General features: G+C 60.0%; 25 protein-coding genes, 1 tRNA gene and 1 riboswitch. Of the genes, 13 read left to right on the top strand and 13 right to left on the bottom strand.

The annotated features are described in order from the left end of the window. Nucleotides 1-12: 12 nt before the first annotated feature. Both J5289_RS04605 and J5289_RS04600 read right to left on the bottom strand, forming a co-directional pair. Nucleotides 13-723 (bottom strand): SDR family oxidoreductase, encoded by a 711-nt coding sequence (locus J5289_RS04605; RefSeq protein WP_142823910.1) that lies wholly within the window; start codon nucleotides 721-723, stop codon nucleotides 13-15. Nucleotides 724-733: 10 nt separating this feature from the next. Then, nucleotides 734-1,984 (bottom strand): FAD-binding oxidoreductase, encoded by a 1,251-nt coding sequence (locus J5289_RS04600; RefSeq protein WP_209182734.1) that lies wholly within the window; start codon nucleotides 1,982-1,984, stop codon nucleotides 734-736. A 224-nt stretch (nucleotides 1,985-2,208) separates the two neighbouring features. On the opposite strand from J5289_RS04600, the gene J5289_RS04595 reads away from it, so the two are divergent. Next, complete coding sequence (locus tag J5289_RS04595; RefSeq protein WP_142823908.1) at nucleotides 2,209-2,592, top strand: hypothetical protein; 384 nt, start codon at nucleotides 2,209-2,211, stop codon at nucleotides 2,590-2,592. A 424-nt stretch (nucleotides 2,593-3,016) separates the two neighbouring features. On the opposite strand, the gene J5289_RS04590 is transcribed toward J5289_RS04595, so the two are convergent. Beyond that, nucleotides 3,017-3,895: an aldo/keto reductase gene (locus tag J5289_RS04590; protein ID WP_209182732.1), complete on the bottom strand. Its 879-nt coding sequence runs from the start codon at nucleotides 3,893-3,895 to the stop codon at nucleotides 3,017-3,019. 386 nt (nucleotides 3,896-4,281) lie between these two features. On the opposite strand from J5289_RS04590, the gene J5289_RS04585 reads away from it, so the two are divergent. The 4 genes from J5289_RS04585 (at nucleotide 4,282) to J5289_RS04570 (ending at nucleotide 7,284) form a co-directional block, all read left to right on the top strand. Next, nucleotides 4,282-5,196 (top strand): DnaJ C-terminal domain-containing protein, encoded by a 915-nt coding sequence (locus J5289_RS04585; protein WP_142823906.1) that lies wholly within the window; start codon nucleotides 4,282-4,284, stop codon nucleotides 5,194-5,196. Nucleotides 5,197-5,199: 3 nt separating this feature from the next. Beyond that, complete coding sequence (locus J5289_RS04580) at nucleotides 5,200-5,532, top strand: chaperone modulator CbpM (protein ID WP_142823905.1); 333 nt, start codon at nucleotides 5,200-5,202, stop codon at nucleotides 5,530-5,532. Nucleotides 5,533-5,744: 212 nt separating this feature from the next. Beyond that, a complete protein-coding gene (locus J5289_RS04575; RefSeq protein WP_209182730.1) occupies nucleotides 5,745-6,458 on the top strand; it encodes a hypothetical protein in 714 nt (237 codons plus the stop codon). Nucleotides 6,459-6,765: 307 nt separating this feature from the next. Next, nucleotides 6,766-7,284 (top strand): DUF992 domain-containing protein, encoded by a 519-nt coding sequence (locus tag J5289_RS04570; protein WP_209182728.1) that lies wholly within the window; start codon nucleotides 6,766-6,768, stop codon nucleotides 7,282-7,284. 78 nt (nucleotides 7,285-7,362) lie between these two features. Here J5289_RS04570 and J5289_RS04565 read toward each other — a convergent pair whose 3' ends face one another. The 4 genes from J5289_RS04565 to J5289_RS04550 all read right to left on the bottom strand — a co-directional run bounded on the left by J5289_RS04565 (nucleotide 7,363) and on the right by J5289_RS04550 (nucleotide 11,882). Next, the gene (locus tag J5289_RS04565) at nucleotides 7,363-7,758 is read right to left on the bottom strand and encodes a hypothetical protein (protein ID WP_209206762.1); all 396 of its coding nucleotides are present in this window, start codon (nucleotides 7,756-7,758) and stop codon (nucleotides 7,363-7,365) included. A gap of 228 nt (nucleotides 7,759-7,986) precedes the next feature. Continuing rightward, nucleotides 7,987-8,063, bottom strand: a tRNA-Arg gene (locus J5289_RS04560). Nucleotides 8,064-8,185: 122 nt separating this feature from the next. After that, nucleotides 8,186-9,655 carry a HAMP domain-containing sensor histidine kinase gene (locus J5289_RS04555; protein WP_247749751.1) on the bottom strand — a complete coding sequence of 490 codons (1,470 nt, stop codon included), beginning with the start codon at nucleotides 9,653-9,655 and terminating at the stop codon, nucleotides 8,186-8,188. Between the two features lie 214 nt (nucleotides 9,656-9,869). Next, entirely contained in the window at nucleotides 9,870-11,882 is a 2,013-nt protein-coding gene (locus J5289_RS04550) for a methyl-accepting chemotaxis protein (protein WP_209182718.1), read from the bottom strand. 445 nt (nucleotides 11,883-12,327) lie between these two features. Here J5289_RS04550 and rpmH point away from each other — a divergent pair, with 445 nt between their 5' ends. The 4 genes from rpmH to yihA all read left to right on the top strand — a co-directional run bounded on the left by rpmH (nucleotide 12,328) and on the right by yihA (nucleotide 15,487). Next, nucleotides 12,328-12,462: a 50S ribosomal protein L34 gene (gene rpmH, locus J5289_RS04545; RefSeq protein WP_111216528.1), complete on the top strand. Its 135-nt coding sequence runs from the start codon at nucleotides 12,328-12,330 to the stop codon at nucleotides 12,460-12,462. Between the two features lie 33 nt (nucleotides 12,463-12,495). After that, nucleotides 12,496-12,888 (top strand): ribonuclease P protein component, encoded by a 393-nt coding sequence (gene rnpA / locus J5289_RS04540; protein ID WP_111216526.1) that lies wholly within the window; start codon nucleotides 12,496-12,498, stop codon nucleotides 12,886-12,888. Next, nucleotides 12,888-14,699, top strand: coding sequence for a membrane protein insertase YidC (yidC, locus tag J5289_RS04535; RefSeq protein WP_142823899.1), 1,812 nt, complete (start codon nucleotides 12,888-12,890; stop codon nucleotides 14,697-14,699). The genes rnpA and yidC overlap by 1 nt, the downstream gene beginning before the upstream one ends. A 128-nt stretch (nucleotides 14,700-14,827) precedes the next feature. Beyond that, nucleotides 14,828-15,487 carry a ribosome biogenesis GTP-binding protein YihA/YsxC gene (gene yihA / locus J5289_RS04530; protein ID WP_142823898.1) on the top strand — a complete coding sequence of 220 codons (660 nt, stop codon included), beginning with the start codon at nucleotides 14,828-14,830 and terminating at the stop codon, nucleotides 15,485-15,487. A gap of 77 nt (nucleotides 15,488-15,564) precedes the next feature. Here the strand turns inward: yihA and J5289_RS04525 are convergent, their stop codons facing one another. The 3 genes from J5289_RS04525 to J5289_RS04515 all read right to left on the bottom strand — a co-directional run bounded on the left by J5289_RS04525 (nucleotide 15,565) and on the right by J5289_RS04515 (nucleotide 17,591). After that, nucleotides 15,565-16,122 (bottom strand): fasciclin domain-containing protein, encoded by a 558-nt coding sequence (locus J5289_RS04525; RefSeq protein WP_111216520.1) that lies wholly within the window; start codon nucleotides 16,120-16,122, stop codon nucleotides 15,565-15,567. Between the two features lie 210 nt (nucleotides 16,123-16,332). Further along, complete coding sequence (locus tag J5289_RS04520) at nucleotides 16,333-17,055, bottom strand: anti-sigma factor domain-containing protein (protein WP_209182716.1); 723 nt, start codon at nucleotides 17,053-17,055, stop codon at nucleotides 16,333-16,335. Beyond that, on the bottom strand, nucleotides 17,052-17,591 hold the full coding sequence (locus J5289_RS04515; RefSeq protein ID WP_209182714.1) for a sigma-70 family RNA polymerase sigma factor: 540 nt from the start codon (nucleotides 17,589-17,591) through the stop codon (nucleotides 17,052-17,054). Before J5289_RS04515 ends, J5289_RS04520 begins: the two co-directional genes overlap by 4 nt. 185 nt (nucleotides 17,592-17,776) lie before the next feature. Between J5289_RS04515 and argB the strand changes: the two genes are divergently transcribed. The 4 genes from argB (at nucleotide 17,777) to J5289_RS04495 (ending at nucleotide 21,200) form a co-directional block, all read left to right on the top strand. After that, nucleotides 17,777-18,664 (top strand): acetylglutamate kinase, encoded by an 888-nt coding sequence (gene argB / locus J5289_RS04510; RefSeq protein ID WP_209182712.1) that lies wholly within the window; start codon nucleotides 17,777-17,779, stop codon nucleotides 18,662-18,664. A gap of 52 nt (nucleotides 18,665-18,716) precedes the next feature. Next, entirely contained in the window at nucleotides 18,717-19,421 is a 705-nt protein-coding gene (locus tag J5289_RS04505; protein WP_209182710.1) for a pyrimidine 5'-nucleotidase, read from the top strand. A 114-nt stretch (nucleotides 19,422-19,535) separates the two neighbouring features. Then, nucleotides 19,536-20,147 carry an EF-hand domain-containing protein gene (locus J5289_RS04500; protein WP_142823893.1) on the top strand — a complete coding sequence of 204 codons (612 nt, stop codon included), beginning with the start codon at nucleotides 19,536-19,538 and terminating at the stop codon, nucleotides 20,145-20,147. Nucleotides 20,148-20,321: 174 nt separating this feature from the next. Beyond that, entirely contained in the window at nucleotides 20,322-21,200 is an 879-nt protein-coding gene (locus J5289_RS04495) for an aminoglycoside phosphotransferase family protein (protein ID WP_209182708.1), read from the top strand. A 12-nt stretch (nucleotides 21,201-21,212) separates the two neighbouring features. On the opposite strand, the gene J5289_RS29150 is transcribed toward J5289_RS04495, so the two are convergent. The 3 genes from J5289_RS29150 to J5289_RS04485 all read right to left on the bottom strand — a co-directional run bounded on the left by J5289_RS29150 (nucleotide 21,213) and on the right by J5289_RS04485 (nucleotide 24,110). After that, the gene (locus J5289_RS29150) at nucleotides 21,213-21,617 is read right to left on the bottom strand and encodes a DUF190 domain-containing protein (protein WP_247748962.1); all 405 of its coding nucleotides are present in this window, start codon (nucleotides 21,615-21,617) and stop codon (nucleotides 21,213-21,215) included. Beyond that, nucleotides 21,614-23,023 (bottom strand): voltage-gated chloride channel family protein, encoded by a 1,410-nt coding sequence (locus J5289_RS04490; protein ID WP_247748961.1) that lies wholly within the window; start codon nucleotides 23,021-23,023, stop codon nucleotides 21,614-21,616. Before J5289_RS04490 ends, J5289_RS29150 begins: the two co-directional genes overlap by 4 nt. A 79-nt stretch (nucleotides 23,024-23,102) precedes the next feature. Next, nucleotides 23,103-23,182, bottom strand: a riboswitch (Fluoride riboswitch). 67 nt (nucleotides 23,183-23,249) lie between these two features. After that, nucleotides 23,250-24,110: an LOG family protein gene (locus tag J5289_RS04485; protein ID WP_142823891.1), complete on the bottom strand. Its 861-nt coding sequence runs from the start codon at nucleotides 24,108-24,110 to the stop codon at nucleotides 23,250-23,252. Between the last annotated feature and the right edge of the window lie 67 nt (nucleotides 24,111-24,177).

Here is a 24,177-nt window from a genome sequence, read left to right as displayed (position 1 = left end):
CATCTTCTCCAATCAGACGTGCCGGGTGACGCCGCCGTCGACGCGGATATTCTGCCCCGTGATGTAACCGGCGCCATCGGACAGCAGGAAGGCTGCGGTCTTGGCGACCTCCTGCATCTGGCCAATGCGCTTCATCGGGATCTTCTCGGCCGTCTCAGGCTTGTGGGCGAGGCTATCGATGTAGCCCGGCAACAGGCAATTCATGCGGATATTGTCGGCAGCGTAGCGATCGGCATAGAGCTTCGTGAAGGCACCGGCTGCGGCGCGGTAGGCGCAGGAGACCGGGAATACTAGCGAGGGCTCGTATGCGGCGAAGGTGGTGATGTTGACGAAGGCACCCTTGCCTTGGCGCAGCATGACCGGGGTGACCAACCGCGCCATGCGCACGACGCTGAGCACCATCATGTCGGAGCCGAGCGTCCAGTTCTCGTCGGAGATGTCGAGGAGATCGCCCTTCGGCGGATGGCCGGTATGGTTGACCACCGCATCGATGCGACCATAGGTCTTCATGGTCAGGTCGAAGATTGCCTGGATGTCTTCCGCCTTTTCCGCCACGCCGCGCGAGGCGACGCCGCCGAGTTCGGCAGCCAGCTTCTCGCAGCTTTCGGAGGGCGACATCAGCGCGACACGATAGCCGGTGGCCACCAGTTCGCGGGCGATCGCCTCGCCCATGCCCCGGCCGCCGCCGGTAATGAGAGCGACTGGCTTTTGGGTATCGGACATCGGCTTTCTCCTAATAACGGTTGATGCGGAACGGCGTCATATCGATCGACGGTTTCATGCCACCGATCATATCCGCCATCAGGCGGGCTGTCGTGGCGGAATAGGTGAGACCGAGATGACCGTGACCGGTTGCATACCAGACGCCCGGTAGTCGGGAGGACGCGGAAATGATGGGGATGGTATCCGGCAACGAGGGGCGATGGCCCATCCAGTCGGTGGCCTCCTCTACCTTGAGGCCGGGCAGCGCCCTCTGGGCATGGCGGACGAGGACGCGGGGACGGCGATAATCCGGCGGCGCATCGAGGCCTGCAAGCTCGACGTTGCCGCCGACGCGGATGCCGCCGGCGGTCGGCGTCACCATGAAGGCGCGGGCCGGCCAGATGATCGAGTGGCGCATGGAAATGCCGGGGGCCATGATCTGCGTGTGATAACCCCGTTCGGTCTCGAGCGGGATAGGCTCGCCCAAAGCCTTGGCGATCACCCGCGTCGGCACGCCGGCAGCAACCACCGCATCGTCGGCATCGAGCCTGCGGCCATCGGCGAGCATGACTGTGACACCGCCGCCCGCCCGGCGCTCAATCATGGTGGCTTCGCCGGAGACGAAGCCTGTACCAGCCGCTTTCGCAGCATCGACCAGCTTCAGAACCAGATGATAGGGATTGCGGATGGACTTGTTGTTCGGCAGCAGCACCGCCTTGGCAATGTGGGGAGAGAGGGCCGGTTCGAGAGCGCGGAGGTCGGCACCGCTGACGACCGAATGCTCGAAACCATAGCGCTGCATCATCTCCAAATGGCCGCGATCGCCCGCAAATTCAGCCTCGGTTTCGTAGATGGCAAGGCATCCGTCCTCGGTCATCAATTCGGGTGCGCCTACAGCATCGAGCATGGCGCGAAAATCGGCAAGTGCAGGAGCCGACAGGGCCATCCCGGCATCCTCGATCTGACGCAGACGCGATGGACGGCCGGCGGCGAGGAAACGCAGGAACCACGGCAATATCTTTGGCGCATAGGAAGGCCGTAGCCAGACGGGCCCTTCCGGATCGAGCAACCAGCCCGGCATCTTGCGCCATGTCGAGGGGCCGGAGCCGGCGGCAAAATCGAGCGCGATGCTGGCCATGTTGCCAAACGACGTGCCCCTCCCCGGCTCGCCCTTGTCGACAAGCGTCACCCGGTGGCCACGTCGTTGCAGTTCGAAAGAGATGGCAGCGCCGACAATGCCGGCGCCGATGACGATGGTGGTCTTCCGGGTGTTTTCCGTCATGGGCCTGCATATCCGAACACGGCTGCGCTGCGCAGCAAATCAATCGCAGAGATATATCAGGCGCTGCCCTGGTGCCTATAGATTTTTGAAAGACTGGACCTCACCATCCCAGACGTCCGATGGAGCGAATGGCCGGTAGAAACGATGGCTTTGTCGGGAGATGGTGAAACCAAATTGCCGGTTGCGACGTAAATGGCTTTGTATCAACCGACCAGAGGTCAAAGATGAAGCCGTTGCTCCCTGCACTCCTTGCGCTCGCAGCGCTCCTTCCAGTCTCCGCCCGGGCCGAAGCTATGACGGACAACGATATCCGCAGCGATATCATTGGCCGCACGATCTATCTCGCAGCCCCGCTCGGTGGCGAAATGCCCCTTACCTACCACAAGTCCGGAACCGTCGACGGCAATGGCGAGGCGGTCGGCCTTGGCAAGTTCATCAAGCCGAACGACGTCGGGAAATGGTGGATCAAATCAGACCGGCTCTGCCAGCAATTCAAAACCTGGTACGACGGCGCGCCGATGTGCTTCGTGCTCGAACGGGACGGCGCCGGCAAGGTCAAATGGACGCGCGACAACGGCCAGACAGGCGTGGCGCGTATTGGAGACTGATATTAGCTGAGCTGGAAACTTAAAGAGCCCGACGCGGGAGGAGGATGCGTCGGGCTCTTAATAGAGATCGGCAACTGGGAGGAGGAGTGCTGCCGATCGAAGAAGGAAGCGCTGGGAGGAGGAGTGCGCTGCCTTCGAAACAATAGGTACAGTCACTGCCCGCTTTTTAAAATGACTGACATTGCATTGCAGCAATGCGCCTGATGCATGAGTAAGTCAGGCTTATTGAGCCAGCGCCTGCATTAGAGCATGCCTCTGCGACAATTCGCCTAATTAGCAGCCGAGAAAGTGAGCGTTTGAGATATTGACAGAGCGGCGGGCAAATGCTCGCACGACTGTATGTCTATGGGTTTCGTGAGATAATGCCGAAAGTGACGGCGTTGCTTTTGTCACTTTCGGCTGTTGTCACTTTCGCCGCTCTGACTCAGGCGGCCTTGAAGACCTTCCTGCCTTCCGCGTCGAGGGCCTTGAACTCATCCTCGGACAGGGTGAAGTTCACCGCCGCCACGTTCTCTTCCAGATGCTTGACCTTTGACGTCCCGGGGATCGGCAGCATCACGGGACTGCGCTTCAACACCCAGTCAAGCGCGATCTGGCTCGGGGCTGCGTTGTGGCGCTTGGCGATGGTATCCAGCAGCGAACCGGGCTTGGCGAGATCGCCGGCGGCGAGCGGGTACCAGGGAATGAAGCCTATTCCGTGCTTCTCGCAGTAATCGAGCACGTCTTCGCTGGTGCGGTCGACGAGGTTATAGCGGTTCTGCACCGTCGATACCTTGAAGACCTTCGAGGCGGCTTCGATCTCGGCCACGGACACCTCGCTCAGGCCGGCGTGGCGGATGATCTTGTCGTCCAGCAACGACTTGATGGCATCGAACTGTTCCTTCGCCGGAACCTTTGGATCGATGCGGTGCAATTGCCAGAGGTCGATCTGTTCGACACCGAGATTACGCAGGCTCTTGTGGGCTTGCTGGATGAGATATTCGGGGCGACCGACGGGTATCCAGACCTCAGGACCGGTGCGCGTCAGACCGCCCTTGGTGGCGATCACCATCTTTCCGTAGGGGTGCAATGCCTCCTTGATTAGCTGCTCTGAGACATCAGGGCCGTAGGAATCGGCGGTATCGATGAAGTTGACGCCAAGCTCGGGCAGTCGCTTGAGGGTGCGGATGCTTTCCTCGCGATCGGCGGGGTCGCCCCAGATTCCTTTACCTGTGATGCGCATAGCGCCGAAACCAAGACGGTTGACGGTGAGATCGCCGCCAATCTTGAAGGTCCCGGACTTGGATGCATTCAATTCGGTCATGATCGTCTCTTTCTCAATCTATCTTTCGGAAATTCTTCGAGGCCGGCGGCATGTCCTGCGCAAGGCCATTCGCTGCCCGGCGTAGAGGGAGATGGGTAGGCGGGACGAAGATACAACAAGCGACGCCGAAACGGCTGGTTCTAGCCCTCCGCGATCGTCGTCACTGACCGCTCCCCGGATGCAGTACCGTCGTCCCCTGTCGGACCGGCAGCGATCGTGTGAATTGGCCGGGGGCTTCCATGCCAAGCCGCTGGTCTTCTGCGGAAAAAAGGCTTCCAATGGTGTGAACGGCGGCATCAATGCCTATCTGTGATTCGATAGGCCCGGGAAGCGCGCCGACGAGGTAGTTTCTGCCGGGCTAAATTCTTTACGAGACGGAGAAATCCATGAGTGGTGATCCCTACCAGCTTCTCGGCGTCAAGCGGGACGCGGCGCAGAAGGACATCCAGAGCGCCTACCGCAAGCTCGCCAAGAAGCTTCATCCGGACCTCAATCCGGGAAACAAGCAGGCAGAAGAAAAATTCAAGGAGGTTTCGGCCGCCTATGCGATCCTCGGCGACGAGGAACAGCGGGCGCGCTTCGATCGCGGAGAAATCGATGCCGGCGGCAGCGAAAAAGCTCAGCAGCGCCAGTATTACCGCGACTATGCCTCGAACGAAGGACGCGGCGGGCCTTACCAGAACAGCGGCGGTTTTGCCGACTTTGGCGGTGCTGACGATATATTCTCCAGTTTCTTTTCGCGCCGTGGGCAGGGAGCCCAGCAAATGAAGGGCCAGGATAGACGCTTTTCGATGGAGGTCGACTTTCTCGACGCCGTCAACGGCACCAAGACGCAAGTCAAATTGCCGAACGGCCCGTCGCTCGACGTGCAGATCCCGCCGGGCACCGCCGATGGCCAGACACTGCGACTGCGCGGCAAGGGCGATCCGGGCTTGAACGGCGCTCCGGCCGGCGACGCGATGATCGACATCAAGGTCCGGCCGCATAAATTTTATGTGCGGGACGGAGATGACATCCGCTTCGACATGCCGATCAGCCTGCGTGAGGCGGTGCTGGGCGGCAAGGTGCGTGTACCCACGCCATCGGGCGCCGTCGCCATCACGCTCGCCCCGAACTCGAACACGGGCAAAGTGATGCGCCTGAAAGGAAAAGGCGTTCCCAAGCGTGGCGGCGAACATGGCGACGCCTATGTCACATTAAAGATCGTGCTGCCCGAGACACCGGATGCCGAACTGACGGCCTTCGTGAAAGACTGGGCAGCCGGGGAGAAACACGAACCCAGAGCCAGCATGGGAGGCTGAACCATGGACGATCGTGAATTCCGCCAGTCGCTGCATATCGAAGTCTCGGTTCTTGACGTCTGGATCGAGCAGGGATGGCTTGTGCCCGATGCCACCGAAGGGGGAAGAGCGTTCCGCGAAGCCGATGTCGCGCGCGGCAGGCTGATACTCGACCTGATCGAGACGATGGGGCTCAACGAGGCCGGTGTCGATGTGGTGATGGAACTCGTCGACCAGGTCCACGGCCTGCGCGGCACGCTTCGCGATCTGGTCGATGGCATCAAGGCGCAAGGCGACGAGGTGCAACAGCGCCTCATCGCCGAGATCGAGCAGCGGAGAGATTTTCACAACAGCTGAGCTGAGGCCCGTCAACCTGCGCCGATTGACGGGCAAGCTCCGGGCAAGCCCTTTCGCCTAGCCTTGGGACAGTCGCGCTGCCGGCGCTGCGAGGGTTGTCCGGGGGTACCACGCAGTGGCCCTTTAGCAACGACCTCCTCGCAAGCGGCAGCGTTCACACGCCAGGCCGAGCACGCAAACGGGCGGGCTGGCATCGCCCAGGAAAGCCCCAGATGGTTACCGCCCTCTCCTCCACGCGACTGATCGCCGCCCAACTGGCACTCAAGGTTTTGACCTCCGGGGATACCAACAGCGACAGCAGCGGCAGCGGCACGTCCGACAGTTCGCTGCTAGACGGATCGAGCGTCGGAAAAAATGTCTCGAGCCTGCCGTCATCGGCTCAGGCATCGCTTGCCAGCATGCTCAACAGCCTGTCGAACAGCCAGTCCGACGAAACTGCGACGACATCCTCGACAGACAACTCGGACACGGCGAGCACCGACATCACTACGACCTCGTTCATGGCACTGCTGAAGCAGAACCTGACGGCGACCGCAGCCGGAACCAGCGACGGCGCAAAACAGGCGAAGGCGATGCTGGATGCGCTCAACGCCGGCACCCTCAGCGTTTCCGATCCGACACACGGAGTATCGATCGCTGCCTGGGATCCAAAATCGAAAACCAGCAGCAGCGCTGACGCAACCGCGACAGCCAATAGCCCCAAAGCCATCCCGACCAGCGACTGGAACGACTATCTGAAGGCGCATCTGCAGCGCAACGGCGACGGCACGCTCAGCCGCGCCGCCGACAACAGCTTCATCGACAAAACCACCGGCAACGCCGCCTATTTCGGCCAGGTCGGCACGCAGTTCTACTATCTGAGCTGGACAGGCGCCAACAGCACTTCCAGCACAGGCACTCCTGCGACAGACGCTGCCACCGCCTGACGGCCGCTCTTTCCGGCCCCATGCCTAATGCAGACCCGGCGGCACATCAAATTCCAGGGCGTCGCTTGCTTGGCACAATTGCTGGCGGCAATATTTCGAAGCGGCAACGCGCCCGCCTTCGAAATGTCCTAATGAAGGATGAACGCTGATCCTGGGCTCATGGGATCCGTTAATCAATTTTTGGCGAACACACCGGCTTCATCGTTCTGATCGGGAACCTGCTCGCGGCTCATCCGTTAGCAATCGCGATATTCATTAAAGACTACCCGGCGTTTGGCGCCGATACGACGATAAACAGGAGAGAAAAATGAAAAAGACAATTGCAATGGCGCTGGCCGCCGCATCGCTGACCTTCGCCGTTGCTCCGGCTGTGTCTGCTGCCGACATGGTCACCAACTATGAAGATCAGGACAACAGCAACGGCGTCAAGATCGGCTACCTGACCTGCGATATCGCTGGCGGTGTCGGCTACGTCCTCGGCTCGGCCAAGAGCGTCGATTGCACCTATACATCTGCGAACGGTAGCGGCCGCGTCGATCACTACACTGGCGCCATCCGCAAGTTTGGTGTCGACCTCGGCTTCACAACACGCAGTCGTCTGGTCTGGGCTGTGTTCGCACCAACCGCAGGCTATCACCACGGCGCACTTGCCGGCCTCTACCAGGGTGCCACTGCTGAAGCCACCGTCGGCGCTGGCGTCGGCGCCAACGTGCTCTTCGGCGGCACGACAGGTGCAATCCACCTGCAGACAATCAGCGTGACCGGCCAGCTCGGCCTGAACATCGCTGCCACCGGCACATCGATGACGCTCGCATCCGCCAGCTAAGTCCTCAATACCGAAAAACGCCCGTTCTGCCGCCGCAGCACGGGCGTTTTTTTATGGTCGCCGTTGTGATCGTTGGCGCTATCTGCGTGTCCAGGTCTCCATATTGACCTTTTTAGCGCCACCATAAGTCCCGACGCCCTGCCACGTTCCGTCGGGCTGTTCGAAATACATGGCGATGCCAAAATTGTTCTTCGATGCGTATCCGACCGAGATTGCCGTGTCGTCTGACGATGCCGGCCCCATCTCAAAGCGGTCGCCGGTAAACTTCGCACCGATCCCCGTACCGACAAATTTTTCGCCGGCAATGGTCCATTGCACATCGTAGGTACCGCCGGTGCGGCTGACTTTTACGGTCCCGGAATAAGCGCTCCCATCGCCGCTTCCGGTCACGTCGAACGTTCCGGTAGGGTCGGCGAGCGCCAGTGCAGGCAGAGCAAGCAATATGCAGGAAGTCATCAGCGTACGAAAAAGCATCTCGTCCTCCGGGATCACAGTGGCATTTACAGCCCTGAGAGTAGCTCAACCGGAGCTCGCTTTCGCGATGGTTCTGTAGGTAGTGCCGGTTCATTTTCGGCTGTGTCGCGTGCGTGGAGATGCGCAGGAGTTCGACACAAACGACAGGGTTTCAGGAGCCTGGCGATCAAATATCGATCTTACGCGGCTTCTGTCACGACACTTGCATACACAAACATTAGGAGAAAATGGCGCACCCGGAGCGATTCGAACGCCCGACCCCCAGATTCGTAGTCTGGTGCTCTATCCAGCTGAGCTACGGGTGCGGAAGCAAGTGGCTGAGCCGCTTGCGTGGCGATCCTCTAAAACGTCCGCAGAGTGAAAGCAAGCGGATTTCTCGAAAATCTGCTGTTTTTCGGTTGGCGACTGTGGAAAGCGCCGAACTTCCTCAGGTTTCGGTGGCGCTGCGGCCGCGATAGGCCTCGAGGGAAATCGGGCGGTCCGGGATCTCTATACGGAACTGGGTCCCAGGGGACGGCTTTTCGACAAGAGCGATGGTGCCGCCATGGGCAAGCACCAGCTCGCGGGCGATGGTCAGGCCGAGACCGGTGCCACCGGAGCGCGCCGAGCCACGGAAGGCCGTGAACAGGTTTTCCCGCGCCTTCGGAGCCATGCCCGGACCGGTGTCGTCGATGGTGATCCCGACGACACTACCGATCCGGTGGGCCGCGACAGTGATGCGGCGAACGCTCTGCGGCTGCTGCTCTCCATAGGCGATGAGTGCCTGATGGGCGTTGCGGCAGAGGTTGTGGATAACGCGGAAGAGTTGCTCGCTGTCGGCATCCACCTCGAGCTCGTGGGACACCACCTCGACGAACTCGATGCCGCTTTCGGGATCGATCGCCATGATGTCCCTCACCTCGGCGGTGAGATCGTGGAGCTTAAGGCGACGGCGGCGAGGCGCCGATTCGGATGCCTGGCCATAGGATAGCACCTCGTTGGTATAACCGACGGCGCGGTCGATGGTACGCAGCAGCTTCGGCGCGAAACGCTTGACCATCGGGTCGTCGATGTCAGCAAGCCGGTCGGACATCAGCTGGGCGGAGGCGAGGATATTGCGCATGTCGTGGTTGATCTTCGACACCGCAAGACCGAGAGCGGCAAGGTTCTTCTGCTGCTTCAGCGTCTTCTGCAACTGCGCCTGCATCGTCGCCAGATGGCGGCCGGCAACGGCGAGTTCGTCGCGCCCGTCATCCGGCACCAGAACCCGCGCAGGATCCTCCGGATCGTCGGAGTAGGACTGCATGCTGTCGGTCAGCTTGCGGATCGGCTTGATCATGATTCGGTTGATGGCAAAGAAAATCAGGGTTGCGGTGAAGAAGGAAAGCAAGAGCGAAAGAAGCAGCACGTTTGTCGAATAGCGCAGCATGGCCTTGCGCAGGCTGGCGTCCTTGAGCACGACCTCTACGCCCATTTTCGTTTCCCCGACCGGGCCGTAGACGCGCATGATCCGCTCGCCGCCGAACAGCAACGTATTCAGCGCATCGTGGACAGCCGTCGGCAGCGAGACGTCGGTCAGGTCGAACTGGTCGTCGACGGATGTCGGCATATCGGCGGTGGCAAGCAATCGCGAGGTGCCGTCCTTGCGCAAGATGATGGCCCGGGTGCCGGTCGCCATCAGGGTTTCCTTCTGCAGCGAACGCGGCAGCTCGACGGGCTGCAGGCCGTCGATAACGATCGCCGCAGCCGCAGCTGTGTTGAGGCGGTCCTGCAGCCAACGCAGCCGCATATAAGCGACAGAGGGCACGAAGATCAGGATTTCCGCGACCATGACGAAAACGACGGTCAGCGACAGGAGCTTGCCGGACAGGCCGCCAAAAAGACCGGTCGGTCGCGACGCGCATATCCTGGTACCCATGCCGGCTTTGGTACCCAGCGGAAATTTCATTTCCGGCCATCCCATTCAGCGGCAATGCAGATTGCCTTGGTCAATTAGCCAATACGATAAGAGTTTTTGCCGGTGTCTTCAATGCGCCATCGTAACGCGGCCGTCCTTATGCTGCTGGCAGACCGATGAAAAAAGGCGCGGCACCGGGTGCCGCGCCTGGGCGAACGTTAAAGCCTGCCTACTCTCAGAACTCTTCCCATTCCTGAGAAGCGGGCTGGGCCGCCGCACCGCCGCGTCCTCCGGACATCATGCGGGAACCTGATACAGCCATCTGGCGAGGCGGCGCGGCTGCCGGGCGGCGCGTGTCCAGACGCGCAACGGCCGGAGCAATATTGCGAGCGCCGGTGACCTTGAAGCCAGCAACGAGCCGCACGAGGCTATCGGCTTCGGCGGTGAGCTTGTGGGTTGCCGCCGACGTTTCCTCGACCATGGCAGCATTCTGCTGCGTCACCTGGTCCATCTGGTTGACGGCGGTGTTGACCTCGGCAAGACCGGTTGCCTGTTCACGCGCCGAGGTGGCGATCGAATGGATATGGTCGTTGATCGCCAGCACGCGGGTTTCGATGTCGCCGAGCGCTTCACCGGTTTCCTGCACCAACTTGACGCCGGCCTGCACCTCGCTGCCCGATTTGGTGATCAACCCCTTGATGTCCTTGGCTGCCTTTGCGGAGCGCTGGGCCAGTTCGCGCACTTCCTGGGCGACGACGGCAAAGCCTTTGCCAGCCTCGCCTGCCCGGGCAGCTTCCACCCCTGCATTGAGCGCCAGCAGGTTGGTCTGGAAGGCAATCTCATCGATGACATTGATGATCTGGCTGATTTCACGCGATGCCTGCTCGATGCGGCCCATCGCATCGACTGCATTGCGCACGACAATGCCGGACCTGGCAGTGTTGTCCTTGGCCTCGGTAGCCATGACGCTAGCCTCCTGGGCGCGGGTGGTCGAGTTCTGCACCACGGCAGTGATCTCGTCGAGCGCAGCCGAAGTTTCCTCGAGGGCTGCAGCCTGCTGCTCGGTGCGCTTGGCAAGATCGTCGCCGGCAACGCGCAGCTCGTTGGCATTTCCATGGATCGAACCCGTCGTATCGCGAACCTCGCGCATGGTGTCCTGCAGTGTCAACAGGGTCGCGTTGACGTTTTGCTGGAGTTCGGCAAATGCACCCTGATAGGTACCGCGCATGGTCTGCGTCAGGTCGCCGGCAGCGAGTTCGGCGATGACGCGTCGGGTCTCCGTAATCCCGGCATCGACGCTGGCGACAAGCTCGTTGACGTTGCGGGCGAAGCGATCGAGATTTTCGTCGTTGTAGGTCTTTTCGATCCGGCGGCTGAAATCTCCGGCAGCAGCCGAGGCCACCACATGCGACATGCCCGACTGCAGATCGTCGCTCTTGGCGCGCAGCACTGCCTCGTCGGAATGCATGCGCTGGACCGCAAGGCCGCTCTGCTTGAACACCTCGACGGCCGCTGCCATGTCGCCGATCTCATCGCCGCGACCGACATAGGGAACGTCGACGTTGAAATCGCCACCTGCCACCTGCTTGATGGTATCGGTGACCTTGTTGATCGGGCGGGTCAGATGGTTTGTGCCGATATAGAGCCCAAAGCCGATGCCGCTGACGATACCAAGGCCGGTGGCCGCGAGCACCAGCCAAAAAATCATGTCGCCGAACGAATCGATGTCGGCACGGACAGCGGTCAGTTCCTGCGTATCGGCCTTCACGACGGCGTCGATGTCGGCCTGAAAGGCCTTGCGATTGGCGCGATTGTCTTCGTTATTGCCTTGCTTGTTGGCTGCAGGCGGCCCCTCCGCCAAAAGCAAACGCACGGTCTCGCTACGGAACCCGTTGAACTCCTTGGACTTATCGAGCAGCTTAGCGAAATCGGCCTTCTGACCTTCCGGCACCAGCGGCGCCCACTTGGCGATGATCTTGTCGATTTCGACGAGATCGGCAGTTAGTCCGTCGGCAAAGCCCTTGGCGGATTTGATATCGGGGGCGCCGTAGATGCCGCGACTTTCCATGACGACCGCCGTGACATAACGGTTGAGGCGCTCACCGAGATAAGCGCGGGTCGAAGCGCGTTCATATATCCTCAGTTGGCTGTCATACTGGTTTATGGCAAACAGCGCGGTCGCGCCTATAAGCATTGCTGCGCCTGCCATGACAGCAACGAGCAAATTGATCTTGCCACGGATTTTCAACTAAATACCCCCCAAAATATATGGGCTTCAAAACAGGAGAGCCCATTCATTTTGTATTATCGAGGCCAATCGTTAAGGTAGCCTTTCCTATATTGAAATATAAAATACGAGATAAACTTGCTTCTATTGGCGCCAATTGGTAAGTTAAGACATTACACATCAGCTTCATGCCGAACGGATTATATCAGCTCTTCGCGTGTGCAGCATTGGCGGAAAATCCGGGGCGCCCCCAAAGTATGGAGTGCGCGCGAAATCGACACTGGCGGCATGCGTTGCGGCAAACTGTGAATCCCGGGCCCGATAATTGACTTTTCCGGCCTTCATCCCTATAAGCCGCCGCACGTCCGGTTTCGGAGCCTGCCTAGCGGGCTACTTCCGTGCGTCCAACAACGCTCCTTGCACTATGCAAACCCAAGAAGGGCCGCACTCCGCGGTGTTAAAATAAATGAAGCGTACCTACCAACCATCGAAGCTCGTTCGCGCTCGTCGCCACGGTTTTCGTGCTCGTATGGCAACAAAGGGCGGCCGCAAGGTCATCATCGCCCGGCGTGGCCGCGGTCGCAAGCGTCTTTCGGCTTAATCGCCGAATAGGCCCTGTCGCGATGGCGGGCGAATGACGAATAAACGACCCAATACCAAAACTGTCGGGCGGCTGAAAAGCCGGCCGCAGTTTCTTGCCGTGCGCGTGGGAGAGAAACGACGGGGCAATTTCTTTCTGGTCGAGGCGCTCGATCGCGCCCTGCCTGATGAGCCGCCACGCGTCGGTTTCACTGTCACCAAAAAACATGGCAATGCCGTCGAGCGCAACCGCATGCGCCGCCGCCTGAAAGAAGCGGTACGGCTGAAGGCCGGGTTTGCAATGCAGCCGGGACACGACTATGTGGTTGTCGCGCGCCGCGATGTATTGACTGCGCCCTTCGAAGCGCTGGCCCGGGAGTTGTCAGCCCGCTTTGAAGCCATGCCGAAACACCGCCGGTCGCAACCGGACCGCTCCAGGAAAGAATGATGGAAAAGAACCGCAATTACTTCATCGCGATCGCCCTGTCGGTGGTGATCGTCCTCGGGTGGCAGTTCTTCTATATGAACCCGCGCATCGAAGCGCAGCGCAAGGCCGATGCGGCTCTCAAGGCGCAGCAGCAGACGACGCAGCAGGTTCAGCCGAACGGCACCGCAGCCGCACCGACCCCCGGCACCAACACCACTGCTGGCGCCCCCGTTTCCGGCCAGGCCGCCATCGGCACCATGACGCTGCAGCAGGCGCTGGCAAAAACGCCGCGTGTCGCCATCGAGACCACATCGCTTCTCGGCTCGATCAATCTGGCCGGCGGGCGCCTGGATGACCTTCGTCTCAAGTCGTACCATGAGACGGTCGACAACATGAGCCCGATCATCACGCTGTTCAGTCCGGCCGAAACAAAGGACGGCTACTTCGCCGAACTCGGCTACATCGGTGACGACAAGACCGGCGCTGTTCCTGGCCCTTCGACCGTCTGGACGGCACCTGAAGGTGCAAAGCTCACCGACAAGACGCCGGTGACGCTGACCTACACCAATGACAAGGGACTGACTTTCTCGCGTACGATCTCCGTCGACGACCACTACATGTTCACGGTTGCAGACAAGATCACCAATGCCAGCCAGCAGCCGGTCTCGGTTGCCAGTTACGGTCGCGTCATCCGCTACAGCCTGCCGACCACGCCGTCCGCCTACGTGCTGCACGAAGGCTTCATCGGCGTAATCGGCGACGACGGCCTGCTGGAAACCAAGTACACGGCTGTCGACAAGGAACCGACAACCCCGGCAAAGGCAACCACCGGCTGGCTCGGCTTTACCGACAAGTACTGGGCAGCCACCATCGTGCCGCCGCAGACGACCCCCTACGATGCCCGCTTCTCGCATTTTACCGATGGCCAGCCCCGCTACCAGGCTGACTACAAGCAGGATGCCATCAGCATCGCTGCCGGACAGTCCGTCGATCTCAAGAACCTGGTATTTGCCGGCGCCAAGGAAGTCCCGGTCATCGACCGCTACGAGGAAAGCTACTCGATCCCGCGCTTCGACCGCCTGATCGACTGGGGCTGGTTCTACTTCCTGACCAAGCCGATGTTCAAGCTGATGGACTTCTTCTTCCGCTACTTCGGCAACTTCGGCGTCGCCATCCTTTGCACGACCATCGTCGTCAAGCTCCTGTTCTTCCCGCTGGCCAGCAAGCAATATGCGTCGATGGCCAACATGAAGAAGATGCAGCCGCGCATGGCCGAGCTGAAGGAAAAGTTCGGCGACGACAAGATGGGCCTGCAGCAGGCCACGATGAAGCTCTACAAGGAAGAGAAGATCAATCCGGTCGCCGGCTGCTGGCCGATTGCTCTGCAGATCCCGATCTTCTTCTCGCTCTACAAGGTCATCTACATCACCATCGAGATGCGGCATGCGCCGTTCTTCGGCTGGATCCGCGACCTTTCGGCACCCGATCCGACGTCTATCGTCAACCTGTTCGGCCTGCTGCCGTTCGAGGCTCCGACTATCCTGCATCTTGGCGTCTGGCCGATGATCATGGGCGTGACCATGTTCCTGCAGATGCGCATGAACCCGACGCCGCCCGATCCGACGCAGGCAATGATTTTCAACTGGATGCCGCTGGTATTCATGTTCATGCTGTCGAGCTTCCCGGCCGGCCTGGTCATCTACTGGGCCTGGAACAACACCCTGTCGGTCATCCAGCAGGCGATCATCATGCGCCGCCATGGCGCCAAGGTGGAGCTGTTCGACAATATGCGCGGGTTGTTCAAGCGGAAGAAACCGGCGGAAACGAAATAGCCTTGAAAACCCCGGCTTAGTCCGGGGTTTTCTTTTTCAACGCGGGGGGCCTTTGTCCCAAGAGCGGCAAGTCTTGACATCGGCTGCCAAAACCGTGAAGCCAAACCATCAACAAACGATCGCGAGCCATGGCCGAAGCACCCGTACCCACCGAAAAGCCGTTGTTCGGCCGCCCCTGGATCTTCATTCGCGGCGTGCCCTCGATGAAGTTCCTGCCGCCGGAAGGCCCGCCGGAGATTGCTTTTGCGGGACGCTCGAATGTCGGCAAGTCGTCGCTGATCAATGCGCTCGTCGGCCACCATGGGCTTGCCCGGACATCAAACACGCCGGGCCGGACGCAGGAACTCAACTATTTCGTGCCCGACGGCTACTCCGGGGAAGCCGGCGACCTGCCGCCGATGGCTCTGGTGGACATGCCCGGTTATGGCTATGCGAAGGCACCGAAGGACAATGTCGATGCCTGGACGAGGCTGGTGTTCGACTACCTGCGCGGCCGGGCGACGCTGAAGCGCGTCTACGTGCTGATCGATTCCCGCCACGGTATCAAGAAGAACGACGAAGACGTCATGGCCCTGCTCGACAAGGCTGCTGTTTCCTACCAGATCGTCCTCACCAAGACGGACAAGATCAAGGACGCCGGCGTGCCGAGGGTGGTTGCCGAGGCAGCCGAGATGACCCGCAAGCGCCCGGCCTGCTTCCCCGGCATCATACCGACCTCTTCCGAAGAGAACGAAGGTATGGATGATCTGCGCCAGGCGATCATCGAGACCGTCGGCTACGGCGCCTGATTATCTGACGTGACTGAACGCAAAAAGGCCGCCGCGCGGTGAATTACCGGAGCGACGGCCTTCGAAGTCGATGTTGATTACATCTTCGGCAGCAGAACTGCGTCGATGACGTGAATTTCGCCGTTGGACTGCTTGACGTCGGCGATGGTGACATGGGCCGTGCCGCCGGCTTCGTCGGTCAGCGTAACCTTGCTGCCCTTTGTCATGGCCTTGATCACGCAGCCGCCGACAGTCTTGATGTCGTATTCGCCACCGGCGTCCTTGACCATCTTCTTGACAGCGGATGCCATGATGTCGCCGGAGACGACGTGGCAGGTGAGGATCTTGACGAGCTTGGCCTTGTTTTCAGGCTTCAGCAGGGTTTCGACCGTGCCGGCCGGGAGTTTTGCAAATGCTTCATTGGTCGGGGCAAATACGGTGAAAGGGCCTTTGCCTTCCAGCGTTTCGACGAGGCCTGCAGCCTTTACAGCGGCAACAAGCGTCGTGTGGTCTTTCGAGTTGACGGCGTTTTCGATGATGTTCTTCGAGGCGTACATCTTTGCGCCGCCGACCATAGGGTCCTTGGCGTAAGCTGCGCCGGTGGCGGCGGACAATGCGACGGCCAGAGCGGCAATGCGAAGCGTGGTCTTCATCATGATCTGATTCCTCTTCCTCTTATATCCCCGATCCAACTCACCTGGGCTTGTGCCCTATCCGCCGGGGACACTGGTAGTACGGAACGCTCCTGAAAACAGTTTCAAACCGCTCGCTGATTTTTAACAAATTCAAATAAAACGTAAAAACCATGAAAAACGCCGCAAACACTGGAGTTCGCGGCGCATGGTGTCGACAATCTGGGGAAATGACTAAAGGCTACGGGTTTTACCCGCAGCGATAACGGGTCCGGTCGGCGCGCCGGATGGTGACCCACCGAAGGGCTCGACGCTGATGGCGATGGTGGCGCCTTCGCCAAACTGGCTGCGCATATTGGCTGGCACGGCGATTTCGCCCTCGCCGCTCTGGGGCAGAACGCCCAGTGCTTTTGCTGGGTCGCTGCCCTTGATCAACCATAGCTCCAGCGATTTCTTTTCAGTCTGCGCTGCTGCAACCGGCGTTATCTTCAGGCGTCCGCTTGAAGCGTCGTAGCTCGCGACAAGGTTGAGGGCACCGTTGACGCTGGCGGGGACCGCGAGGTCGGCCACCATCGGCCTGGAGCCGGACCCGACCTTCAGACCACCGTTTGCATCGTAGAAAATCGCACCGGCAGCCAGCACGAGCGAGGCAAGCGTCAGCCCGCGCCAGACCGGGAGCGAGTTCCAGACGCCGCCGCGGCGCTTTGGGCGTTCGCCGAAAATCCGTTTTTCGACCTTTGGAAACACCGATGCCGGCGGCAAGATCGCTTCGTATTCGTCGTTGAACGACGACAGGTTCTGTTCCCAGCGGTTGACGATCGCCGCAAAGGGGCGATCGCTGCGCATGCGCGTCTCGACCTTCTGCCGGTCTTCCAGCGACAGAACACCCAGCACGTATTCGCCGGCCAGTACCTCGTCGCGGGAGCGGCCTCCCTTGCTTTGATCGGGTGAACTCATCGGTCCATGCACTCTCTCAGTTTGATCAGGCTTCGGCGCAGCCATGTGCGCATGGTATTCAAAGGCACTGCGTATTGATCGGCGAGTTCCTGATAGCTCAGTCCCTCGACGTAGGCACTGCGAACTGCCTGAGCGCGGCCGTCCTCCAGGGTTTCCATGCAGACATCGATGCGCCTGCCCTCGCCCTTGATGACAGCCTGCGTCTCCGGATCCGGCTCGTCGTCAGCCAGATCATACACCGCGTCGATCTCGTCCGCCACGGGCTTGCGAGCCCGGATGGCGTCGATGGCCCGGTTGCGGGCAATAGACGTCAGCCATCCCATTGCCGGGTTTTCCGAAGCGACGAAACGATCTGCACGCTGCCATATCCGGACGAAGACTTCCTGAAGAACTTCCTCCGCATCTGTCCTGTCTTTCAGGATACGCAAACATACGGCAAATAGTTTCGGGCTTGTCTTCTTATAAAGTTCGGAAAACGCACTCTGGTCACGCATTGCAACGCGGCTGACGAGGGTGGCTATATCGTCAGTGGCCATCCATGATCCCCGCTCCCATTCCGAATACCGTCATATTAGGATGTTTGAGCGGCCGGGCAAGACGAATAACACTTCAGGCATCGTCCTTGCGGTGGATTTCCCGATCAAAACTTATCGTCTCGACGTTATTCCCTCTGTCAAAAACTTGAGATAAAACCCCGCGAACAATTTCAGCGGGGTGTGTCATGGCCGAATCCGAAAACGAACTGCAGGCACGCTTGCTGGCAAAAGCCCTGCCGTTCATGCAGCGCTACGAAAACAAGACGATCGTGGTGAAATATGGCGGCCATGCCATGGGCGATGCGGAACTCGGCAAGGCATTCGCGGCAGACATTGCCCTTCTCAAGCAGTCCGGCGTCAACCCGATCGTCGTACACGGCGGCGGCCCGCAGATCGGTGCGATGCTGACCAAGATGGGCATCGAATCGAAATTCGAAGGCGGCCTGCGCGTAACCGACCAGAAGACGGTCGAGATCGTCGAAATGGTGCTCGCCGGTTCCATCAACAAGGAAATCGTCGCTCTCATCAACCAGACCGGCGAATGGGCAATCGGCCTTTGCGGCAAGGACGGCAACATGGTGTTTGCCGAAAAGGCCAAGAAGACCATCGTCGATCCGGATTCGCATATCGAGCGGGTGCTGGATTTGGGCTTCGTCGGCGAGGTCGTTGAAGTCGACCGGACGCTGCTCGACCTGCTCGCCAAGTCGGAGATGATCCCGGTCATCGCCCCGGTCGCCCCCGGTCGCGATGGCGCCACCTACAACATCAACGCGGATACCTTTGCCGGCGCTATCGCCGGGGCGCTGAATGCGACGCGCCTGCTGTTCCTGACCGACGTTCCGGGCGTGCTGGACAAGAACAAGGAACTGATCAAGGAACTGACGGTGGCCCAGGCCCAGGCGTTGATCAAGGACGGCACGATTTCCGGCGGCATGATCCCGAAGGTGGAGACCTGCATCGAGGCGATCCAGGCCGGCGTCCAGGGCGTCGTCATCCTCAATGGCAAGACTGCCCATTCGGTGCTGCTCGAAATCTTCACGGAGCATGGCGCGGGCACGCTGATCATTCCCTGATCACGATAAAATGCGGTTTGCCGGCAGGCTGGCGCATGGCATAAGGGCGGCCATGACACAGCCAAGAAACATGCCCGCCGCCGCCGATTTCGCTGATATCCGTGATTGGGTATTCGATCTCGACAACACGCTCTACCCGCACAATGTCGACCTGTTTTCGCAGGTCGATGTCAACATGACGAGCTATGTCGCGGATCTGCTGCAGACGGACAGGGCTTCGGCGCGCAAACTGCAGAAGCAGTATTATCTGGAACACGGCACCACGCTGCAGGGGCTGATGCTGCATCACGGCGTAGACCCCGACGACTTTCTCGAAAAGGCGCATGCGATCGATTATACCAGTCTTACGCCGCAGCCGGCGCTTGCCGCCGCCATCAAGGCGCTGCCTGGCCGCAAGTTCATCTTCACCAACGGCAGCGTCAAGCACGCGCAGGATACGGCCGGAGCGCTTGGCATCCTCGACCATTTCGACGAAATATTCGATATCGTCGCGGCAGACTATCTGCCGAAGCCGGCTGCCGGCACCTATGACAAGTTTGCCGGCCTGCACAAGATCGACACGCAAAACGCTGCCATGTTCGAAGACCTGCCGCGCAACCTGACCGTACCTAAGGCACTGGGCATGAAAACCGTGCTGCTGGTGCCTCAGAATATCGAAGGCAGTTTCACCGAATGGTGGGAGCGCCACAGCGACGACGACCAGCATATCGACTACATCACAGACGATCTGACAACGTTCCTGTCGGCGCTCGTCTGACGAAAACTGCTTTAATTACAAAAGTTTCATCCATCTTACCGATGTTTAATTGGGTGTTTCGGGTCCGCCGCCCTACCTTTGAGTTATCACCACGGCAACCAAAGGAAACACCCAATGATCGGGAAGAAAATTCTCATTACAGCAATGTCCGCGACCCTCCTCCTTGGCGGCGCGGCGGCAACTTTTGCAGCCAACGGCCATCACATGGGTGGACGGCACGGCCCGCGTATTCCCCCTGAAGTCATCTTCGTGCGCATGCTGCAGCAGTTCGACACCAACGGCGACATGAAGATCTCCAAGGACGAAGCGACAGCCGGCGCCGACAAGCTGTTCGATGCCATTGACACCAACAAGGATGGCTCCATCACCCCCGGTGAATACCGCGAGTACCGCAAGACCCAGATGAAGGCGATGTGGGAAGAGCGCAAGAAGATGATGGAAGACAACAAGGACAAGGCAAAGCCTGACCAGGCGATGAATGACGACGAAGGCGGCAAGCCTCCGCGTGACGGCAAGGACGGCCCGCGCGGCGAAGGTCGCCACGGCAAGGGCATGCGCGGCGGCATGATGGGCGAGATGCTGTTCAAACGCATCGACACCGACCAGAACGGCCAGATCAGCAAGGCCGAAGCCGAAGCCGCCATGGCCAAGCTCTTCGACCGGATGGACCGCAACCACGACGGCTTCATCGCGCTCGACGATATGCCGAAGATGCCGCTCCTGTAAGGAACGGCACGTCCTAGCAGGACAAACGGAAGCCCGCCTCGCAGTCTTGCGATGGCGGGCTTTTTCGTACAGGGCTGAGCTGAAACAACTGTGCAGAGATCGGCCCCGTCACACTTTTGTTCGTCGCTTACCCGCGTCATTCCGGCTTCACAAACACCGCCGTATAATGCGGTCATGAACAGCCCGGATTTTGCGATCGATCAAACGGTGATCCGTAAACTGCTGTCGGATCAGGCGGGACAGTGGGCCGATTTGCCCATCACCCGCGTTCACTCATCCGGAACGGACAATGCACTCTTTCGCCTTGGCGACGGCTTGGTCCTCAGAATCCCGATCAGACAAGCCGCTGTACCGCTGCTCTCTAAGGAGCTGGACTGGCTCCCTCACCTTGCCAACCTCCCCCTTGAAACCCCGACAATACGGTACCGAGGCGTTGGAGCCGGCTATGAATTTGGTATCTACGACTGGATGGCGGGCAAGGTCGCCACGCCTGATAATGTCAGCGATACCCGTGAGGCAGCCATGGCTCTGGCGGGATTCCTCAGAGCGCTCCAGCTGAAAGCGACCGACGGCGCTCCCCGCGCGGGACCGCTGAACAACAGGCGCGGCGTCCCTCTTGCGGAGATGACCGGTATCACGGTTGCCGCCATCGAGATACTGTCGGACGAAATCGATACTGTCGCGGCGTTGGATATGTGGACGTCCGCAATCGCCGCAAGATGCCACCCGTCTCCGGTGTGGCTGCACGGCGATCTCAAGGCCGACAACCTACTTGTGAAGAACGGCAGGCTGTCAGCCGTTATCGACTGGGGTCTGTCAGCAATTGGCGACCCCGCGGCGGACTATGCGTCAGCCTGGTCCTGGGTGGACCCCTCGGCCTGCCAAATATTCCGCGAGGCGCTGGAACTGGATGAAAGTGAATGGTGTCGCGCGAAAGGCTGGGCACTCTATGGGGCGGTGATCGCTCTCAGCTACTATCGCAATCGAGATAATATGCCCCTGTGCCAGCAGTCACGCTATACGCTCGCCCGGCTCGGGCTTTTGCTCCAATAGCTGAACCAGTTATCAAGGCACCGACGGTTTAAGGACGTCTTCAACTTTGACGCCGTGCCCGGTGATATCCCAGTGCTCGATGTGCTTGAAGATGATGACTTTGCCTTTCAACATGCCTCCATGCGTCCGACAGAAATTTTCAAGGTCGTGGCGGTCTCCGATAAGCTCGACGCACATGGTGAGATCGGGGTTGGATATCTCGAATCCGTCGTCTGCCACCCTGCCGCCATTGCTGTATCCGAAGTGGGTGGAATGAGCGACGGCGTTCAGAATGCCCGCAGCCTTCGCCTGCAGGATCAGTTCGCGATAGAGCAGGGATCCACGAAGCCAGCCGCTCTTGCCAGGCACCTTTTCGCGAGGCTTCATGTAGATGCGCACCATACCGATTTCTTTCTGTGAGATGGAATGCCGGGTCATGGCTGGTCCTTCCTGGCTGAATGATCGGAGGCTTGGGCAGCTATCGATCCGCCGTTCATTCCGACCGGAGCGCGCCTCTCCAAATCGCGAAGATGCCGAACCGCCGTGCCCGGAGGAATATGGCTGCCGGCCGAGGTCTTGGGGATGGCAATCCGCTGGGACAGATAGATGCTCGAATGGCCGCTGCAGAGATAGGCGACGAAGCAGGCAACCGCGATATAGACAGCGTGTGTTGCGCCAAAGAGCTCGATGCCCATGATCATGCAGGCAAGCGGCGTGTTCGTCGCTCCAGCAAATACGGCGACGAAGCCCAAAGCTGCGAACAGATCGACGGGAGCGCCCATCAGACCTGCCAGAGCATTTCCCAACGCTGCCCCGATGAAAAATAGCGGGGTGACTTCGCCGCCCTTGAAACCGGCGCTCAACGTTATGATCGTGAAGACCATTTTCCAGAGCCAACTCCAGCTGTCGATGTGATCCGGGCGGAAAAAGCCGAGAATGGTCGCGTCGGCGCGATCAGGAGACCAGACGCCGAGGCCAAGGTATTCCCGCGTACCAAGCAGGTGCACCAAGCCCAGTATGACCAAGCCTGCCAGCACCGGGCGCAGCGGCGCATAGGGTATCAGCCGCTTCAGGAGAGCGGAGAGGCGATGGGAGGCGTCAGCGAAGAGATGCGCAATAATGCCGAAGGCCGCGCTCGCCGCAACGACTTTGAGGAGAAGAAGCGGCTCGAGATGGAAATTACCCGTGGTCCCCGAAGCCGACAGATAGGAAATTGCGTAGCGGACATGCGTGATCCCCCAAGCCTGGCATGTCCAGTCGGCGATTACCGACGCCATCAGTGCGGGCAGCAGCGCCTCGTACTGCATCCGTCCTATCGTCAAGACCTCCAGCGCGAAGACGGCTCCGGCAATCGGCGTGCCGAAGACAGCCCCGAATCCGGCCGCAATCCCTGCCATCAGCAGGATCCGGACATCGGCTCGGTCCAGCCGGAATGCCCTGCCGAAGGCGCTGGCAAGGCTACCCCCCATCTGGACTGCGGTGCCTTCGCGACCGGCGGAGCCGCCAACCAAGTGCGTCAGAACGGTGGAGACGAGGATGAAAGGCGTCATCCGCAACGGCACCCCGCCGCCTGGCTCGTGGATCTGGTCGACGATGAGGTTATTTCCACCCTCGGCAGAAACGCCGAAGCGACCATACGCGAAAACCATCAGGAAACCCGCAACCGGCAAAGCATAAATGAGCCAGGAATAGGCAAACCGGGCCTCCGTCGCCCGGTCGAGGCTCCAGAGAAACAGTGCAACGAGAGATCCGATGGTGACCGCCATCGGGGTCACGACCGCAATCCATTTCAAAAGGCTGCGAGCTTGCTGCAGGCGTATGCCAAGAATATCGGAGAAAACCATCAGGAGGTCGCTCCGGCATGCACTACATGTGAGGATTGGTTCTGGATATCAGGCAAGACTCTACTCCTTCGCATAATTGCGTTGAGTAGGAGTCATCAGCTTCATCAAGGAAGCGGTTCGACCTTTTCTGGTCCGGCAGAATCCATTACCGTTCGCTGTGATAAGCGAACGGGTGATTGCGTGTCAACCGGGTTGGAGCGCCGCGATGGAGACTTTCGCGCATTTTTCAATGCTCATAAAAATCGCTGACAATCTTCCATGCGGCTTCGGCTGTATCGACGAAGCTGATCAGGTTGACGTCGTCGGGGGCGATTGTACCGAACTCGGCGAGTGCGTCGAAATTGATGATCTTGCGCCAGAAGGCTTCGCCGAAAAGGATCAGCGGCAGGCGGGCCATGCGGCCGGTCTGGATCAGGGTCAGGCATTCGAAAAATTCGTCGAGCGTGCCGAAACCGCCGGGAAAAACGGCGATGGCCTTGGCACGCAGCATGAAATGCATCTTCCGGATCGCAAAGTAGTGAAAATTGAAGCTCAGCTCCGGGGTAACATAGGCGTTCGGGGCCTGCTCGTGCGGCAGGACGATGTTGAGGCCGATCGACGGCGCCCCCTCCTCCGAAGCGCCACGGTTTCCCGCTTCCATGACCCCCGGGCCGCCGCCGGTGACGACGACATATTCGTGAAAACCTGAGGCTGCGGAATAGCGAGCGCAGAGCCGGGCGAACTTGCGGGCCTCCTCGTAATAGACAGAGGCGGCCTCGAGATTGGCGCGCTGGACATCGTTGCGCGCGGCCCAGGCACTCTGACCGGGTGCTGGAATGCGGGCGCCGCCGAACATCACCACAGTCGACTTGATGCCGCGTTCGGTGAGCTCCATTTCGGTCTTCATCAGCTCCAGCTGCAGCCGGACCGGCCGCAATTCCTCGCGGCAGAGAAAATCCTCGTCGGCATAGGCAAGCCTGTAGGATGGCGACAGCGACTGCGGGGTCTTCGGAATGGCTTCGGCGCGGGTCTTGTCGGCGCCGCTGGTCTTCAGCGGATCCCAGACGCCGTCCTTGCGCCGCAGCTTGCCGTTTCTGCCTTTAGCCATTGTCATGCCTTCCATAAGCCGATGGGGCCGCAACCCGAATCGGCGCAGCCTCCGCATCTCCAGATAT

Origin of the sequence: Rhizobium sp. B230/85, assembly GCF_019355735.1 — a bacterium.
Classification (GTDB): Bacteria; Pseudomonadota; Alphaproteobacteria; order Rhizobiales; family Rhizobiaceae; genus Rhizobium; species Rhizobium rhododendri.
The sequence above is the reverse complement of the archived record's forward strand: the minus strand, read 5'-3'. Positions and strand labels throughout refer to the sequence as shown.

Coding starts and splice junctions, on each gene's coding strand:
- rpmH (WP_111216528.1), top strand. CDS start 12,328: ATGAAGCGTACCTACCAACCATCGAAGCTCGTTCGCGCTCGTCGCCAC.
- J5289_RS04565 (WP_209206762.1), bottom strand. CDS start 7,758: ATGCTTTTTCGTACGCTGATGACTTCCTGCATATTGCTTGCTCTGCCT.
- J5289_RS04605 (WP_142823910.1), bottom strand. CDS start 723: ATGTCCGATACCCAAAAGCCAGTCGCTCTCATTACCGGCGGCGGCCGG.
- J5289_RS04520 (WP_209182716.1), bottom strand. CDS start 17,055: ATGAGTTCACCCGATCAAAGCAAGGGAGGCCGCTCCCGCGACGAGGTA.
- rnpA (WP_111216526.1), top strand. CDS start 12,496: ATGACGAATAAACGACCCAATACCAAAACTGTCGGGCGGCTGAAAAGC.
- J5289_RS04570 (WP_209182728.1), top strand. CDS start 6,766: ATGAAAAAGACAATTGCAATGGCGCTGGCCGCCGCATCGCTGACCTTC.
- J5289_RS04500 (WP_142823893.1), top strand. CDS start 19,536: ATGATCGGGAAGAAAATTCTCATTACAGCAATGTCCGCGACCCTCCTC.
- J5289_RS04595 (WP_142823908.1), top strand. CDS start 2,209: ATGAAGCCGTTGCTCCCTGCACTCCTTGCGCTCGCAGCGCTCCTTCCA.
- J5289_RS04525 (WP_111216520.1), bottom strand. CDS start 16,122: ATGATGAAGACCACGCTTCGCATTGCCGCTCTGGCCGTCGCATTGTCC.
- J5289_RS04575 (WP_209182730.1), top strand. CDS start 5,745: ATGGTTACCGCCCTCTCCTCCACGCGACTGATCGCCGCCCAACTGGCA.
- J5289_RS04590 (WP_209182732.1), bottom strand. CDS start 3,895: ATGACCGAATTGAATGCATCCAAGTCCGGGACCTTCAAGATTGGCGGC.
- J5289_RS04495 (WP_209182708.1), top strand. CDS start 20,322: ATGAACAGCCCGGATTTTGCGATCGATCAAACGGTGATCCGTAAACTG.
- J5289_RS29150 (WP_247748962.1), bottom strand. CDS start 21,617: ATGACCCGGCATTCCATCTCACAGAAAGAAATCGGTATGGTGCGCATC.
- J5289_RS04580 (WP_142823905.1), top strand. CDS start 5,200: ATGGACGATCGTGAATTCCGCCAGTCGCTGCATATCGAAGTCTCGGTT.
- yihA (WP_142823898.1), top strand. CDS start 14,828: ATGGCCGAAGCACCCGTACCCACCGAAAAGCCGTTGTTCGGCCGCCCC.
- J5289_RS04555 (WP_247749751.1), bottom strand. CDS start 9,655: ATGGGTACCAGGATATGCGCGTCGCGACCGACCGGTCTTTTTGGCGGC.
- yidC (WP_142823899.1), top strand. CDS start 12,888: ATGGAAAAGAACCGCAATTACTTCATCGCGATCGCCCTGTCGGTGGTG.
- J5289_RS04485 (WP_142823891.1), bottom strand. CDS start 24,110: ATGGCTAAAGGCAGAAACGGCAAGCTGCGGCGCAAGGACGGCGTCTGG.
- J5289_RS04585 (WP_142823906.1), top strand. CDS start 4,282: ATGAGTGGTGATCCCTACCAGCTTCTCGGCGTCAAGCGGGACGCGGCG.
- J5289_RS04505 (WP_209182710.1), top strand. CDS start 18,717: ATGACACAGCCAAGAAACATGCCCGCCGCCGCCGATTTCGCTGATATC.
- argB (WP_209182712.1), top strand. CDS start 17,777: ATGGCCGAATCCGAAAACGAACTGCAGGCACGCTTGCTGGCAAAAGCC.
- J5289_RS04600 (WP_209182734.1), bottom strand. CDS start 1,984: ATGACGGAAAACACCCGGAAGACCACCATCGTCATCGGCGCCGGCATT.
- J5289_RS04490 (WP_247748961.1), bottom strand. CDS start 23,023: ATGGTTTTCTCCGATATTCTTGGCATACGCCTGCAGCAAGCTCGCAGC.
- J5289_RS04515 (WP_209182714.1), bottom strand. CDS start 17,591: ATGGCCACTGACGATATAGCCACCCTCGTCAGCCGCGTTGCAATGCGT.